Genomic DNA, 15,865 nt, shown 5'->3' on the forward strand with positions numbered 1-15,865 from the left:
CAAAGGTAAAAACAAGTTCATCTTTGGCAAACATCTTTTAATTCGTGAATTTGAGGAAAATGGAAGTATGACTAACCGTCCTATTCGCCGCGCGCTGATCAGCGTATCAGACAAAACAGGTATTGTTGAGTTTGCACAAGCTCTTGCTGAGCGTGGTGTCGATATTCTCTCAACTGGTGGTACTGCTCGCCTATTGGCTGAGCAAGGCATTTCAGTAACTGAAGTTTCTGATTACACTGGATTCCCAGAAATGATGGATGGTCGTGTTAAGACTTTACATCCAAAAGTTCACGGTGGTGTACTTGGTCGTCGTGGTCAAGATGATGACATCATGGCACAACATGGCATCAACCCAATCGATATGGTTGTGGTTAACCTTTACCCATTTGCTGAAACCGTAGCAAAGGAAGGCTGTACGCTAGCTGATGCCGTTGAGAACATTGATATCGGCGGCCCAACAATGGTTCGCTCGGCAGCCAAAAACCACAAAGATGTCACGATTGTGGTTAACGCGAAAGATTACTCACGCGTTATCGCTGAAATGGACAGCAACGAAGCATCACTTACGCTAGAGACTCGCTTTGATCTTGCCATTGCCGCCTTTGAACACACTGCCGCTTATGATGGCATGATTGCCAACTACTTCGGCACCATGGTGCCATCCTATGGTGCCTCTTTACTTGATGAAGAAGGTAAGAAGGCTGATGAAGAGAGTAAGTTCCCTCGCACTTTCAATCAGCAGTTCGAAAAGAAACAAGACATGCGCTACGGTGAAAATAGCCACCAAGCCGCTGCTTTTTATGTTGAAGCGAACCCTCAAGAAGCCTCCGTTTCGACTGCTCGCCAAATTCAAGGTAAAGCCCTTTCTTACAACAACATCGCCGATACAGATGCGGCACTGGAATGTGTAAAAGAATTCGACCAACCCGCTTGTGTGATCGTTAAGCATGCTAACCCATGTGGTGTTGCTCTAGGTAAGGACATCCTAGAAGCTTATGACCGCGCATTCAAAACCGACCCGACCTCGGCATTTGGCGGCATCATCGCATTCAACCGCGAATTAGACGCAGCAACCGCAACGGCGATCACTGAGCGTCAATTTGTTGAAGTCATCATCGCTCCTTCTGTTTCTGCCGAAGCGGTCGAAATCGTTGCTGCGAAGAAAAACCTACGTCTACTTGAGTGTGGTGAATGGACAACGAAGACCACAGGCTTTGACGTGAAACGCGTTAACGGAGGCTTACTCGTTCAAGACCGCGACCAAGGCATGGTGACTGAAGATGACCTGAAAGTGGTTTCTAAGCGTCAACCAACAGCAGAAGAGCTCAATGACGCACTATTCTGCTGGAAAGTAGCCAAGTACGTTAAATCAAACGCGATTGTTTACTCAAAAGGCGATATGACCATCGGTGTTGGTGCAGGCCAAATGAGCCGCGTTTACTCGGCGAAAATTGCCGGTATCAAAGCAGCAGACGAAGGTCTTCAGGTAGAGGGTTGTGTAATGGCATCTGATGCCTTCTTCCCATTCCGTGATGGCATCGACGCAGCAGCAGAAGCCGGTATTAAGTGTGTTATCCAACCGGGTGGTTCAATGCGTGATGATGAAGTGATTGCCGCTGCTGATGAACATGGCATGGCGATGATCTTTACTGGTATGCGTCACTTCCGCCACTAATTGTTCAAAACCGTCATTCCGTATAGCGAGGAACGAGCGTAGTACGGAATCTCTAGGTTTAACAGATTCCCGACCGTTTCGTTCCTCAACGTCGGGAATGACGAATTTTGATTGAAGGATTTAAAATGGATGTATTGATTATTGGCTCTGGCGGTCGTGAACATGCGCTGGGTTGGAAAGTGGCACAAAACCCAAATGTAGACACCATATTCATCGCACCCGGTAATGCGGGCACAGCACTTGAGCCTAAGTTGGAAAACGTCAACATTGATGTAGAAGACATCGCCGGCCTTGTCGCATTCGCGCAAGAAAAGTCGATTGAACTTACGATTGTTGGCCCAGAAGCTCCGCTGGTTATTGGCGTTGTTGATGCGTTCCAGGCAGTGGGTCTGCCAATCTTTGGGCCATCTCAAGCCGCAGCGCAGCTTGAAGGCTCTAAAGCATTTACCAAAGACTTCTTAGCTCGTCATGACATTCCAACCGGTTCATATGCAAACTTCACTGAAATTGAGCCCGCACTCGCTTACGTTCGTCAACAAGGTGCACCGATCGTTGTTAAAGCCGATGGCTTAGCCGCAGGTAAAGGCGTCATTGTGGCAATGACACTCACTGAAGCAGAAGAGGCGATTAAAGATATGCTCGCTGGCAATGCTTTTGGTGAGGCAGGTAGCCGTGTGGTTATCGAAGAGTTTTTAGAGGGTGAAGAAGCTAGCTTTATCGTCATGGTGGATGGTGAAAACGTTCTACCAATGGCAACCAGCCAAGATCACAAACGTGTCGGTGATAAAGATACGGGTCCAAACACGGGTGGTATGGGTGCCTATTCTCCAGCTCCAGTCGTCACACAAGACATTCACGATCGCATTATGCAGGAAGTCATCTACCCTACGGTACGTGGCATGGCAGCTGAAGGTAACCCATACACTGGCTTCCTATATGCAGGCTTGATGATCGATAGCACTGGTACACCAAAAGTGATCGAATACAACTGCCGTTTCGGTGACCCAGAGACACAGCCGATCATGATGCGTATGCAATCTGACATGGTGGAGCTATGTCTTGCTGCCATCGATAAAAAACTCGATCAAGTAGAATCAAAATGGGATCCGCGCGCATCTATCGGTATTGTTTTAGCAGCCGGTGGTTATCCAGCAGCTTATGACAAAGGTGATGTCATTTCGGGACTTCCACAACTCGAAGTAGAAGGCGAAAAAGTCTTCCATGCTGGCACCGCTAATCGTAATGGAGAGATCGTTACCAATGGCGGCCGTGTGCTTTGTGCGACAGCACTTGGTAATAGCGTCTCAGAAGCGCAGCAACGCGCCTATGAGCTGGCAAAGCAAGTAAGTTGGAATGGTGTATTCTTCCGTAGTGATATCGGTTATAGAGCGATTGAGCGCGAAAACAAAGCTTAATAGATTCGATTTTTACCAGAGAATACAGAAAACAAAAAGGCGCTGAACTCAGCGCCTTTTTTAATTTTGTAACAGCTGCGGCCTTTCAACACACGACTGGTTATCATTGGTGAGCATCAATAACTGCTCAACCAATAAAGTGTCACCTTTTCGTTCACCGACAAACGCGACATAACTGTCAATATCCGCTAATCGACTAACAACAAAATTTGGCAAGGTTTGATTAAATTCAAGTGAAGCAAAACTCTGTCCAGCGCAGGTTTCAAATTCACTACCATCCCAGTACCCCTGGAACAATCGTGTACCGGCTTTATTTTGTCGTTTGGTCTGCTCAGCAACATTAATGGCTTCGGCTTTCACCTGTTCAAGCATCTCGCTATTCATAGGGAGTACTTTGCCACCGAGTCGATACTGCTGATAAACCGCATCCCCTTCCCGGTTAAAGCGCACGTGAATACTGTATTTAACCAAACCAGCGTTATTTTTTAATTGTTCACCTTCACGAATCAACTCTCGAACATTGCCGTCTTCCCAGCGGTAATTACTTTGATACCAGCCATAGTCACCAGCAACAACATAGTCCGCAGCACTGATAGGCATAGCAAGACGTTCGGTGAACCAATATAAGCTGGTTGCATCACCCATGTTTTGTCCACCAGAATGCTGAAGCGTGGTTTCTAAACTTGTGTTGGTCACGGCTGAAGAGCAGCCAAAGAGGAAAGAGGTGATTAGTGAAGATAAAAGGATTTTTTTCATAAGGAGAGTATACGCCAAGATAAGGTAAGTTACCTTGGCGTAAATTATATTATTTCACTGCGTCTTTCAGTGCTTTACCAGCAACGAAAGCAGGAACATTTGCAGCAGAGATTTGGATCTCAGCACCCGTTTTAGGGTTGCGGCCAGTGCGCGCTGCGCGGTGGTTCACTTTGAACGTACCAAAACCAATTAGTTGAACTTGGTCACCCTCTTTAAGTGCACCAGTCACACCTTCAAGAGTAGCTTCAAGAGCAGCTTTAGCTTGAGCTTTAGATAAGTCTGCTTTCTCTGCGATAAAGTCGATTAATTGGGTCTTGTTCATTAGGTTTCCCTTCTCATGTGTTATCGAATTCGACTCACTCTAAAACATAAATGCCCCATCTGGCAAAGGTTTGTAAGCATTCTTTGGCTTCTATGACGTACTTTTAACCATAATATGAGTAATAACTCACAATTTGTTGCTACCTGAGTCATAATGAAGACTTGTTTTTCAACCAATTTAACCTTATTTATAAAACGCTCAAGCGACGTAAAGCCTGATATTGCGGGGCTTAGAGCGAATATAAAATACACACACCAATAATGCCCAGGCATAGAGAGAATCGCACTAATAGAACCCAGTGATGATTTTTTCAGCAAAATTAGGCTGTGGTAAAAACTTACATAGGAACAATATGTTGCTGCTAACTATATACGTCTCTGTTGCCATTGGCGTATCTTTTGTCTGTTCGGTTCTTGAAGCGGTCCTACTCAGTATTACTCCGAGCTACTTAGCTCAGATGCGTCAACAGGGCCATCCGGCAGAAGAAAGACTGTCAGCGTTAAAAAAGGACATTGACCGTCCTTTAGCCTCAATCTTGACGTTAAATACCATCGCTCACACCATTGGTGCGGCAACGGCGGGTGCGCAAGCTGCTGTAGTATTTGGTAGTGAATGGCTCGGCGTTTTCTCTGCAGTGCTAACGCTCGGTATCTTGGTTCTGTCTGAAATTGTACCTAAAACTATTGGTGCGACATACTGGCGCCAACTCGCACCTTACGCGGCAAATGTTCTACGCTGGATGGTTTGGAGTTTAACGCCATTTGTTTGGTTCTCTGAACAAATCACCAAACGCCTTGCTCGTGGTCATGTTGCGCCAAAAATGCGTGATGAACTTTCTGCGATGGCACTATTGGCGCGTGAAAGTGGTGAGTTCGCCGAAGGTGAATCAAAGATCCTAAGCAATTTATTAGGCATCCAAGATGTGCCGGTAACTCAAGTTATGACGCCACGACCTGTCGTTTTCCGTGTGGATGCCGAGCTAACAGTTAAAGAGTTCCTTACAGAACACCGTGACACACCATTTTCACGTCCGTTAGTGTATAGCCAAGCAAACGACAATATTGTTGGCTTTGTACACCGCCTAGAGCTATACAAGCTGAAATTGGCGGGCTCTGGTGACAAACAACTTGGTGCGGTTATGCGTCCTGTTCACGTGATCCTTAATAACATGTCGCTACCAAAAGCTTTTGACCAGATGCTATCCAAGCGACTACAGCTTGCGCTTGTGGTCGATGAATACGGCACAGTTCAAGGTCTATTAACACTAGAAGATATCTTTGAACACCTTATTGGTGAAGAGATTGTTGATGAAGCAGACAGCACAACAGACATGCAAGAACTGGCATTTGAGCGCTGGGAAAAGTGGAAAAAACAACATGGTGTAATCGAAAGCCGTGATGACGACGATGAATACACGAGAGTTGACTCAGAGTCTGCAGATAAAGATAAATAAGACAAAAGGGAGCTGAGGCTCCCTTTTTTAATTTCAGTATGACGTGATGAAGTGTGGCTTATAGAGTGACGCCAATATTGCTCTCGCCTTCTTCTTTCAATTCTGCGCGAAGATCTTTGATCAAATCAATATCACGTTCTCCGGCCTCTTTTAGTGGTCGGAAGATCGCCCACTGCACATCCCATTCAGCACAAACCGCTTCGTTCTCTTTCTGGTTTTCATTGCTGATCTCAATCTCTAACTGCGCCTCTTCAAGTTGAGCGACAGTCATTACCGATTGTTGACTCACTTTCTGCATGCTTTCAAAAAGATCGTCACGATCCAACAATCCGTGTAGCAACGTTGAAAGGGCAACACAGGCATCAATTGCTGGATAAACACCGTAAAAGTCAAAATCTTCAGAACTAGGGATGATCTCTTCTAATTTTTCAAGCTGACGTTCAAAGTTAACTTTTGCTGTCTTAACCGTAAGCTGTTCCCAAATGCTATCGAGAATATCGCGATAAGTACGTGCAGGAGCAAACTGAGTGCTTTCGCAGAACATGGCATAATTCGGATACATGCGTTCACATAAGCACGCCATGAAGGTAATCTGTTTCCAAGGTTCTAGCTTCTCAAGGCGAAGCTGAAGCGGGTTCTGTAGCATAATGGCTCATTGATTGAAGAAAAAGACAGCGGCAGTTTACTTGATAACCAGCAGGGAAAAAAGCAAAGCCTATGGACAATTTGACAAAAAAGCTCTACATCCTCACTGATGCTGACCAAATCTACCAAGAGTTAATTGAGAAGTTAGCACTCCCTAACCTCATTATAACTAACCAGCGCAATGAAGCGGATATCTTACTTGCCGCTCCTCCGAGACTAGCAACCCAGCTTGATGATTTTACAAATATAACATGGGTACAATCCACCTATGCGGGTGTCGATGCTCTTATCAACCATAGTCTACGCCAAGACTACTTGCTGACGAATGTGAAAGGGATCTTCGGTCAACAGATTGCAGAGTACGTCTTAGGCTTCACCATTGAGCACTACCGTCACTTTAAGCAATACCAGAAACAACAGACAAACAAGCAGTGGCGACCGGCTCAATATCAGTGCCTTAATAGTAAAACGTTAGCCATTGTCGGCACGGGTGAAATAGGTACGCATTTAGCCCAAGTTGCTAAAGCCTTTGCTATGCGTACTATAGGCATCAATACCAGCGGCATTCCAAAGCCTGGGGCGCCATTTGATGAAACATATCATGTTGATGAACTCGCTTCTGCGATCGCTCAATCCAATATCGTCTTGAACACCTTACCTGATACAGCAAGAACACGGGGACTATTCAACCAAGCAGCCTTTGCAAGGGCTAAAAATATCTTACTCTTTAATGTTGGACGCGGTAGCAGCATCGATCAAACTGCACTGATCGACGCACTCAACCATGACAAAATTGAACATGCCTTTCTCGATGTATTTGAGCAAGAACCACTCAGTGCGGAACACCCTTATTGGAGTCATCCGAAGATAACGATAACCCCTCATATCGCCGCCCTAAGCTTCCCAGAACAAGTCGTCGACATTTTCACTCAACACTATATCAACTGGGAACAAGGCTATACGCTGCACGACTGCATTGATTTTAGTAAAGGTTATTGATGCTAGAAGATCTACTAACAAAAATCCGTCAATGTCGACAGTGCGAGCCGGAATTAGCACTCGGAGCGAACCCGATCATTCAAGCGCATCAAGGGTAACCCTCCCAATAATCGTCTCACTTTCATTGAGACGTTTTCCGTTCACACTCAAAGAAACGGAGAAACAACATCATGAAAAAATCACGCTTTACGGAAGAGCAAATTATCAAAATTTTGAGAGAGGTTGAGGCTGGTCGAATGGAAAAAGATGTCTGCCGAGAACACGGTGTGACATTGTCTACGTACTATAACTGGAAATCGAAATATGGTGGTATGGAAGCATCCAATGTAAAAAAACTCAAAGAACTAGAAGAAGAGAATCGACGCCTTAAAACGATGTTCGCAGATCTAAGCTTGGAGCACCGAATTGTCAAAAATATTTTAGAAAAAAAGCTGTAAAGCCAGCGGTTAAAAGAGAACTTTTTATTATGTTATTCAGCAGTTCAGGTCAGCCTAAGACTGGCCTGCCGCGCAGTTGGCATTAGTGGTTCAAGTTATCGCTACAAAGCGGAGCAACACCGTGATGATATAGTCATCGAGAAAATCCAAGGGATAGTTGAACGTTATCCTGCGTATGGATTTAGCAAAATGTTCAAAGTTCTAAGGCGGAAGGGTCCCCCTGAAATCACAAGCAGGTTTATCGAGTCTACTGCTCGCTTAAACTAAATTTCCGCCGTAAAGCTAAACGTCGTCTTCCCAGCCGTAACCCTGCACCACTTGCCGTTCCTGAACATATGAATGCCTGTTGGTCGATGGATTTTGTTAGTGACGCTCTTAAATGTGGAAGAAGATTCAGGACGTTAAATATCGTCGATGACTTTAATCGAGAAGCTTTGGCCATTGAAATTGACCTTAATTTACCTGCTCTGCGAGTTATTCGAACCCTCGAAAGGCTTATTGCATGGCTTGGAACACCATCAAAGATCAGGGTAGACAATGGGCCTGAATTTATCGCGATGGCAATCGCAGAATGGGCCGAAGAATATAGAATTCTCTTGGATTTCATTGAACCAGGAAAGCCAACACAAAATTCATTTATTGAGCGATTTCAGCGTACATATCGAAACGAGTTACTCGATATATACGTTTTTAGTAGCTTGAATCAACTTCGAGAAATTACGGATGAAGGGATGCTAGAGTATAGCGAAGATCGCCCTCGTGACTCTCTTGAAGATCTAGCCCCCAATTCATATTTAGCCAAATATGAATTGGGTAAACATCTAATTCAAAGTGTCACTAAACAGGGATGGTTACAATCAGACTTATAAATAACGACTGTAACATTTACACACAAAAAGTGTATTAGATTATTTTTTTGCATTCTCAACATACCTAAAGCCAACTAAACAAAAATTTTCGTCTTTTCACATACCCATAAAAATCGTTTAACAGAATAAGAGAAATAAAACCAAATGAAAGACCAAGTGTAAGAGAAAAAATATACCAATCATACATTCCATGCCACATTATATGTTGGTAAGCAAACACATACCATGACAAGTATGACACAATACCATAAGCCGCTATTATAGTTATATTATTCAACAAATTACGATGTGAAAATGAGGATATTAGAATGGAAAGAAACAGAAAGACTATAACATAGAGCTCTTTTATATTCGGAAAACCATCACACCACGAGAATGCAACTTTTGACAATCTCCCCCACATTGTTTGATAAAAAGCATCAGTAAAAGGCATTACTACGCCATTAACTGATAAGGTACGATGAGTTAAACTTCCAAATGCAGTTCTCAATGAGTCAAAAAAAGACAACTCCCATCCACTATCGAATGACAGCAAACTAATATGAATGAAGATAGAAAAAACAAAAGAAACACATGTTATACCAAAAACCAACGCTCCCTGACTTAATTTATAGCGAATATCACCTCTGGTAAAGTAGAATGCTAAAAATGCCATAAGCAAAGAATAGACAGTTGCAAACTCATAACCACGACAAAAAAAGATGACACTCAGAACAAAAACCCAAAACTTTGACTTATTACCAAAGAAAACTAGTTGAAACACCATCAAAACCGGCGGAAAAACCATCAAAATAGGGAGGAAATATAAATTCTGAGCAAAAAAAACAAATCCTGCACTACCTCCAACTAAAAAAGGAATTAAAAAATGCGTTTTATAACTGGCATCATAACAAAAACAGAAATACAATAACGTTACTAGAATAGAAAACAAAACTGCAGTAACTATTCGAAACAAAGAGAAATAGTCATCTAATTCGCTTTCATTCTTAAAACCAAAGACATTCGCAAAAAAAGTCAACGGTAGTGTTTGAAATGAGATATTGCTTGTATAGCTAGTCATGCCATTTGGGTTAAAATCGTAATTACCATCTGAATAACCAATCGTTCTTATCGGAAAAATATGATAACTCCCTTCCGTAAGAATATTAGCCTTAACTGTATTTCTAATAAGATAGTCAGAAGAAGAATCTACTCTATCCTCATACTTACCGCCCCCATCTCCGTAATGATAATTTAGAGACTGCGGGTTAAAAATTATAAAAAGAGAAGCTACAAAAGAATACAACAAAATTAAAAAAGCATTATTTACCCTCACAAAAACCCCTATCTTTTACGTGATAATATCCTGATGTTACTTTTACAAGCGTGATTATTATATCAACATTTCCTTTAATTGGTGATATTTTAGTAACAATTTTACCTTTAGGATAAACTCTGGTTACTGGTATCTCAATACATCTAAAACCTTGCTTGGCAGATTCAATCGCTAAGTAATAATGAAACTCATAACTTGTGAATACATCTCTGAAAACCGCCATGTTATCATCAAGTAGTAATTTTTTACTATAGGCTCTAAAACCATTTGTAGTATCTGTATACTTAAACCCGGAAGCCATTCGCATCATCGGGATATGTAAAAGCTTCAATCCTAGTAATCGAGAAATTGGCGTATTAATTGCTTTCCCTCCAGGGACAAAGCGAGATCCTTGAATGTGGTCATAACCTTCTTCTAACTTTATGACAAAATCATTTATGTTTTCTACACTATCTTTATTATTACCATCAATCACAATAACTCCCTTGTAGCCTTTTTTTAGAGCCCAAGAAAAAGCAATTCTCATTTGGCTGCCAAGCTTACCGGCCTCTTTCTTCACAAGTAAAGTATTAACATTTAGTGCTTGTAGCGCTTTTGTATCCGTTGAACCGTCGAAACTACCACCATCAGATATGATGACATCTGCATTCAACTGAGAATCTTTCATTCGCTGCAATTGTTTGTGTAGCTTTTCACCTTCATTGATAACAAAGATGGCAACACAATAATCGTGTCCTTTATCCGAAGTGAATACTTCATCATATTTTGGAACTTGGCGATTAGTTGAGTCTACGGTCATTTGTTTCTTCCTGTCTGGCTTTTATTTACGTCACTATTAACGGAAGTAAATAAAACATTGCTACGATCTTCGTTTAACATAACCGAACTATTTTTCTCATATACAACGTTATAATCTTTGTGTTCACTACGGTCATTTAACAATCGAGCCAAATACTCTCCAAAAAATGATAGCATAGTAAATAAAATAGCAAACAACATAGACATAAATAGAATTGTCGTTGTCCAACCAGAAGCCACTGTGTCATTAATCAAGTGGATCAATAGACTATAAGTTGAAAAAACTATTGCTAGAATACTACCCATTATACCTAAAAAGCTCATCCAACGAAGTGGCTTTGTTGAGTTAAACACCATATGATGAAGCGTTTCAGTTATCCCTCTAGTTATATTTTTTCTCTTATTTGGGTGCGTGTATTTATTGGCATTAAAGGGATGCAGGGAATATCCAATATTAGCTATTCTCATCTGTAGCTTACAGTAATAACGACTAGATTCTGTAATAGCATTAACCGCTCTTCTGCTAAAACAAAACGTTCCAGTGCTATCATTTGGCAATGTATACCCGATAGATTTTAACAATCCAGTTGATATGATTTTAATTTTCTTATAAAAATATGAGGTTACTTTATTTGATGTACATACAATAATATCATTACCTAATAAAGCGCATTCCATTAATGGTAATACGACTTCTACATCATCACTTTCAATGTTTAAATTGATAACAAAATCACCGATTGCATTCTCTAACCCAGCAGCAAGAGCAACATCATTGCTCTCCTCTTGAGATAGACGAATATGCCTTATCGATTGATGGGTTACCAAACATTTAGGAAGTTCTTGCTCTAAACCATCTTTGGAGTTTTGGTCAATAATGACAATTTCATAGTCATTGAGGTAATGCTCCAAGTATGGCGATAGTTTATCTATATACCCTATCAATTTCTCTGTTTGATTTTCAACGATTAATACTACTGAGACAAATGTATCACTTTTTATCATTTATCTAATCCTAATTCATTAATTGTTTGTATAACGTCATACACATTGTCAATTTTTCCACCCATTACGCAGTGAAGCCCTTTCAATCCATAATTCTCTTTAAATAAAATTGGACGTGAATCATCTGTTCCACTGCGAGGTAATATTGTTTTTACTTCCCATAATGACTCTTTATATTTTATATCTTCTAGCATTGGGATATAACGCTGTGCGTCTAATTGCATTTTTTTAAACGCTGTTCTTCGATGGTTTTCTTTTGCCAGTTTATGAGCGTTTAAATATGAGTCATTATTGTTATCATCCCACTCATAATGTGGTGTGTAACGTACATGGCTAAAAGAATGAACTTGTTTAGATGGAAAAGGCATAATGGAAAAAAATGGGCCGCACATAACCGTGATTCCAATTTTTTTTAATTCATCAGGGACATCAATAATACACATTTCTGTCATTTCGTGCCTTAGAGGAATAAGATCAAGACTCGACTCTGACAAGACAGAGTTCAGCAATGAGTAAGTGCAGTTAAATACCTGTTTGCTCATGACTTTTTGTTCATCTGTGCCAGAGATAACGATAAGCTCTAAGTTAGAGTTAGTTCTTTTTATTCTAGACACTTCGTGATTAAACAAAATCTCAACATTATTATTTTGTAATCTGTTCAGCATCGTTTCTTTCAAGAGGATAGAATTGAATGCAAACTCTTTTACTTTGAAGATGCCATCAATCATATTCGGTTTAACTAAATTATGTATTGACGATGATGCCGGCTCGTGTGATGCACCTATTCGATCACAGAACTTTTCAAATTGGTTAGGGGTAACTTTACCTAAGCGATTAGATATCATGTAATACTTATCAAAATCACTATCAATACATGATTCGAACTCGTCAACAAATCGAGGAAAGGAGATACGTGAGCGTAAAGCGGTGAGTACACTTCTAGGATAATGATACCCATTATGCACACGAGCTTGATTTATGTAAGATGCTCTTTGCATTGCGTCATTTTCTTTTTCAACAACTAATACTTTTTTATTGAGCAATGCGTAGTATTCGGCAAGATATAAGCCAAAAAAACCACCGCCAATAATTGTGATATCTATATTATTATACATAAGCTAATTAATTGTTAGCGCAACAACCCCAAGTGTAATTAATATGATCCCTGCTATATTAATAGAAGAGAGAGTTTCATCAAATAAGGCAACCGAAGCTATAGCGACTAACGCAATGGAGCCGCTAGTTAATGTTGGGTGAGCTATATTTAAAGGTAGGTAGGTTAGAGCAACAGCATAGAGTATGAAAGCTAATCCATACAGACTAAGCCCGGATACTAATGGAATGTTCCCAATGATAGACAACGGCTTACTAAGCTGTATTGGTGCGGATGTATTCGTCATCGCAACCTTAATCAAAACACTTGCTGATGCATTTGATAAGATGCCCAAAACCAAAATTAACCATTTCATCTATAAGCCTCTATAAATTTTTTGCACTAGCTCTATTGCATTTCGTATTTGCTTAATTGATGAATAAGAGTTGGTTGTTAGCATTTCAATTGTCATCGGCATTTCTGGCAAATAGGTTTCTATCGCTTCCGCTGCTTTTTTGTGAAAGGGGTTATCTTTATTCAATGGAGCAAGTTGTGGTTCACTAATATGAATATGGTGAATAATAGGTGCTACTAGTTTTATAATTTTAGTGGGATCTTCATTGTTGATATTCATTGCACCAATATCAAGTTGCATTCGAATATGAGCGTGATTAATTTCTCGAACAATAACCGCTGTATCAATGCTGTTTGTCATAAAGTTTGCTTGATAACATTCAGGGTTAGGCTCTAGACATATAACAACGCCATAACTCTCAGCTATAGCACCTAAGCGTCTAAAGAAATCGACCGACATTTTTAGTGTTTGATTATCGTCTAAGTGAGAACGGTCTCTGTTTTTAGGTGAGCCAAAAACAAGTTTTTTCGTACCAAGAGTGCTTCCTATTCTGCAAATATGAGTTAAATGCTGTAAAAGTAAGTTTTGCGTTTCAATCGTTCCAAACACATTAAGACCTGTAGTGCCAAACAAGAGAGCTTGCATCCCAATAGGTTCGACTCCCTTACTGTTCCAGTAATACTTTACCTCTAAGATTTTTTTTTCTTCTGCTTGACTAGGTATATCAAAGTATTTTGGCGGTGCTATGTCGATGTAAGGAACGGCATAGTCGTTTAAAACTTTGGCAACATCCTCGTCTTTGGCTACATCCCAGGCAATATTAGAAATTGATATCATTACTCAATCTCTCTCTTAGCTTCTGATTGAGCATAAGCTCGAATAGCTAATAGTATTTCTTTTTTTGAGTATTGATAAGGATGATCATTGTGAAATAAATGAGAGACCTCTGTTTGAAAATCATAGCTAGCTGGCTTATCACTTAATCTATTTTCAAAGTCTAAGTTAAAACACTCTTTTGCAATATCACTAACAGATAATGGTTCAGCCGTTAAATGTAAAAGGTTACAGTTGTTTCTAATAGCCACTTGGATATCTGACCACAAGTTAACCATCGGGTAAAACTGGAAAACACCACCGCTATCTATAGCATCTAAGTTTTTACTATTGAGAAAGTCGTAAATAACATTCTTTTTAAGCCCTGGGCCCACGAGCCCAGGCAGACGTATGATGATATGATTAGAAAAATTAGCCTTTACAAACTCTTCGAGCTCATACCTGTGGAGACCGTAAGGATGAAGACCTGATGTATCAACTGAAGTTGATTCAGTTGCTTGATTAGGGTTTTGAAATACATCGACTGTACTAATTAAGATGAACTGTTCACATTTTATGGTTGATAAATGTGAGATTAAGTCTTGTATACTTTGTTTATCTTGCTCTGGGTGCTTGTTCGCTAACCATTTAACAGCGGGAGCGCCAGCACAAACGACTGTATCAAATAACTGATTTCTAATCTCACTGATGTTAGTTGATCGATATAAGTAATTGAATTCTCTCTGTTTTAATAGTGTACTACCGACAAATCCACTGTGCCCTATTAATGCATCTTTCTTAGTCATTATATTTTCCTGTTAACTGTCTAATATACAACTAATTGTACCAATAATACACACTACACTCTATGCCCTTTGGTGACCCCAAATGTAAATAAAAGGTTAATTAATTAATTCAAAACCTATAGATTCTCACCACTTAGAGACTCTTTTTTCTTAGCGGATGGTAATATATATCTATATAAAGTCGATTGTGAAGTGTCATTTTCTTGCGAAACATCCCGCCTAAATTGCTAACCTTGTAGATGCCATCTTTTAGACGCCTCAACAAACCTAATCTATGACTGATCCTAGCTGATACTGTAACCCCCTAATAACCGTCTCGCTTTCATTTAGACGTTTTCCGTTCACACTCAAAGAAACGGAGAAACAACATCATGAAAAATCACGCTTTACGGAAGAGCAAATTATCAAAATTTTGAGAGAGATTGAAGCTGATCGAACGGTCAAAGATGCCTGCCGAGAATCCGGTGTGACATTGCCTACGTACATTGACTGGAGATCGAAATATGGTGGTATGGAAGCATCCGATGTAAAAAACTCAAAGCACTAGAAGAAGAGAATCGACGCCTTAAAATTATGTTCGCAGATCTAAGCTTGGAGCACCGAATTGTGAAAGATATCTTAAAAAATAGTTGTGAAGCCAGCGGTTAAAAGAGAATTTTTTTATTATGTTGTTCAACAGTTCAAGGTCAGCCTAAGACTGGCCTGCCGCGCAGTTGGCATTAGTAGTTCAATCTATCGCTACAAAGCGAAGCAACACCGTGATGATATGGTCATCAAGAAAATCCAAGAGATAGGTAAACGTCGTCTTCCCAGCCGTAACCCTGCACCACTTGCCGTTCCTGAACATATGAATGCCTGTTGGTCGATAGATTTTGTTAGTGATGCTCTTCATTGTGGAAGAAAATTCAGGACGGGACAGCTACAGACGTAAAAAAGCCCTCATGTAACTAACAGTTTTTTCAAATAAGTGGCGGAGTGGACGGGACTTCTAATAACCTAGAAAGCAACACGCCCCCCGGTGTGACAGGTCACCAAGCTCTTCGATAAAAAGCCTAACCAACTGAACTTCCACTATCTTCATTTCCTAAAGACGTAAAAAAGCCCTGCTG

General features: G+C 40.6%; 14 protein-coding genes and 3 pseudogenes. 7 read left to right on the top strand and 10 right to left on the bottom strand.

Annotated features, from left to right (window positions below; all coding sequences use genetic code 11):
• Window positions 1–67: 67 nt before the first annotated feature.
• Both purH and purD read left to right on the top strand, forming a co-directional pair.
• The gene (purH, locus tag RH86_RS14365; protein ID WP_009386828.1) at window positions 68–1,675 is read left to right on the top strand and encodes a bifunctional phosphoribosylaminoimidazolecarboxamide formyltransferase/IMP cyclohydrolase; all 1,608 of its coding nucleotides are present in this window, start codon (window positions 68–70) and stop codon (window positions 1,673–1,675) included.
• Window positions 1,676–1,800: 125 nt separating this feature from the next.
• A complete protein-coding gene (gene purD / locus RH86_RS14370; protein ID WP_009386829.1) occupies window positions 1,801–3,090 on the top strand; it encodes a phosphoribosylamine--glycine ligase in 1,290 nt (429 codons plus the stop codon).
• Window positions 3,091–3,150: 60 nt separating this feature from the next.
• Here the strand turns inward: purD and RH86_RS14375 are convergent, their stop codons facing one another.
• Together RH86_RS14375 and hupA are read right to left on the bottom strand one after the other, a co-directional pair.
• Window positions 3,151–3,846, bottom strand: a complete 696-nt coding sequence (locus tag RH86_RS14375; protein ID WP_009386830.1) for a DUF1481 domain-containing protein — start codon at window positions 3,844–3,846, stop codon at window positions 3,151–3,153.
• 49 nt (window positions 3,847–3,895) lie between these two features.
• The gene (gene hupA, locus RH86_RS14380) at window positions 3,896–4,168 is read right to left on the bottom strand and encodes a nucleoid-associated protein HU-alpha (RefSeq protein WP_005594827.1); all 273 of its coding nucleotides are present in this window, start codon (window positions 4,166–4,168) and stop codon (window positions 3,896–3,898) included.
• Between the two features lie 352 nt (window positions 4,169–4,520).
• On the opposite strand from hupA, the gene RH86_RS14385 reads away from it, so the two are divergent.
• On the top strand, window positions 4,521–5,621 hold the full coding sequence (locus RH86_RS14385) for a CNNM domain-containing protein (RefSeq protein ID WP_009386831.1): 1,101 nt from the start codon (window positions 4,521–4,523) through the stop codon (window positions 5,619–5,621).
• A 58-nt stretch (window positions 5,622–5,679) separates the two neighbouring features.
• On the opposite strand, the gene RH86_RS14390 is transcribed toward RH86_RS14385, so the two are convergent.
• Window positions 5,680–6,267 carry a YjaG family protein gene (locus RH86_RS14390; RefSeq protein WP_009386832.1) on the bottom strand — a complete coding sequence of 196 codons (588 nt, stop codon included), beginning with the start codon at window positions 6,265–6,267 and terminating at the stop codon, window positions 5,680–5,682.
• Window positions 6,268–6,338: 71 nt separating this feature from the next.
• Between RH86_RS14390 and RH86_RS14395 the strand changes: the two genes are divergently transcribed.
• From RH86_RS14395 to RH86_RS20180, 3 genes and pseudogenes are all read left to right on the top strand, one after another.
• Window positions 6,339–7,265 carry a D-2-hydroxyacid dehydrogenase gene (locus RH86_RS14395; protein ID WP_009386833.1) on the top strand — a complete coding sequence of 309 codons (927 nt, stop codon included), beginning with the start codon at window positions 6,339–6,341 and terminating at the stop codon, window positions 7,263–7,265.
• Window positions 7,265–7,354: pseudogene (locus RH86_RS20425) on the top strand (uracil-DNA glycosylase family protein); the annotation flags it as partial. The gene RH86_RS14395 and the pseudogene RH86_RS20425, both read left to right, overlap by 1 nt.
• A gap of 81 nt (window positions 7,355–7,435) precedes the next feature.
• Window positions 7,436–8,571, top strand: a pseudogene (locus tag RH86_RS20180) (IS3 family transposase).
• A 64-nt stretch (window positions 8,572–8,635) separates the two neighbouring features.
• Here RH86_RS20180 and RH86_RS14410 read toward each other — a convergent pair.
• Genes RH86_RS14410 through RH86_RS14440 form a run of 7 tightly spaced genes read right to left on the bottom strand, consistent with a single transcriptional unit; the run spans window position 8,636 to window position 14,756 of the window.
• Window positions 8,636–9,886, bottom strand: a complete 1,251-nt coding sequence (locus RH86_RS14410; protein ID WP_009386836.1) for a hypothetical protein — start codon at window positions 9,884–9,886, stop codon at window positions 8,636–8,638.
• Complete coding sequence (locus RH86_RS14415; RefSeq protein ID WP_009386837.1) at window positions 9,873–10,685, bottom strand: glycosyltransferase family 2 protein; 813 nt, start codon at window positions 10,683–10,685, stop codon at window positions 9,873–9,875. Before RH86_RS14415 ends, RH86_RS14410 begins: the two co-directional genes overlap by 14 nt.
• The gene (locus RH86_RS14420; RefSeq protein WP_009386838.1) at window positions 10,682–11,689 is read right to left on the bottom strand and encodes a glycosyltransferase; all 1,008 of its coding nucleotides are present in this window, start codon (window positions 11,687–11,689) and stop codon (window positions 10,682–10,684) included. Before RH86_RS14420 ends, RH86_RS14415 begins: the two co-directional genes overlap by 4 nt.
• On the bottom strand, window positions 11,686–12,804 hold the full coding sequence (locus RH86_RS14425) for an FAD-dependent oxidoreductase (RefSeq protein ID WP_009386839.1): 1,119 nt from the start codon (window positions 12,802–12,804) through the stop codon (window positions 11,686–11,688). Before RH86_RS14425 ends, RH86_RS14420 begins: the two co-directional genes overlap by 4 nt.
• Before the next feature lie 3 nt (window positions 12,805–12,807).
• Entirely contained in the window at window positions 12,808–13,158 is a 351-nt protein-coding gene (locus RH86_RS14430) for a DMT family transporter (RefSeq protein WP_009386840.1), read from the bottom strand.
• Window positions 13,159–13,974 (bottom strand): sugar phosphate isomerase/epimerase family protein, encoded by an 816-nt coding sequence (locus tag RH86_RS14435; RefSeq protein WP_009386841.1) that lies wholly within the window; start codon window positions 13,972–13,974, stop codon window positions 13,159–13,161.
• Complete coding sequence (locus RH86_RS14440) at window positions 13,974–14,756, bottom strand: NAD(P)-dependent oxidoreductase (RefSeq protein ID WP_009386842.1); 783 nt, start codon at window positions 14,754–14,756, stop codon at window positions 13,974–13,976. Before RH86_RS14440 ends, RH86_RS14435 begins: the two co-directional genes overlap by 1 nt.
• Before the next feature lie 400 nt (window positions 14,757–15,156).
• Between RH86_RS14440 and RH86_RS20740 the strand changes: the two are divergent.
• Window positions 15,157–15,669 (top strand): annotated as a pseudogene (locus RH86_RS20740) (transposase); the annotation flags it as partial.
• Window positions 15,670–15,865 lie beyond the last annotated feature (196 nt).

The sequence above is a fragment of the Vibrio sp. N418 genome (assembly GCF_000222565.1).
GTDB lineage: Bacteria > Pseudomonadota > Gammaproteobacteria > Enterobacterales > Vibrionaceae > Vibrio > Vibrio scophthalmi.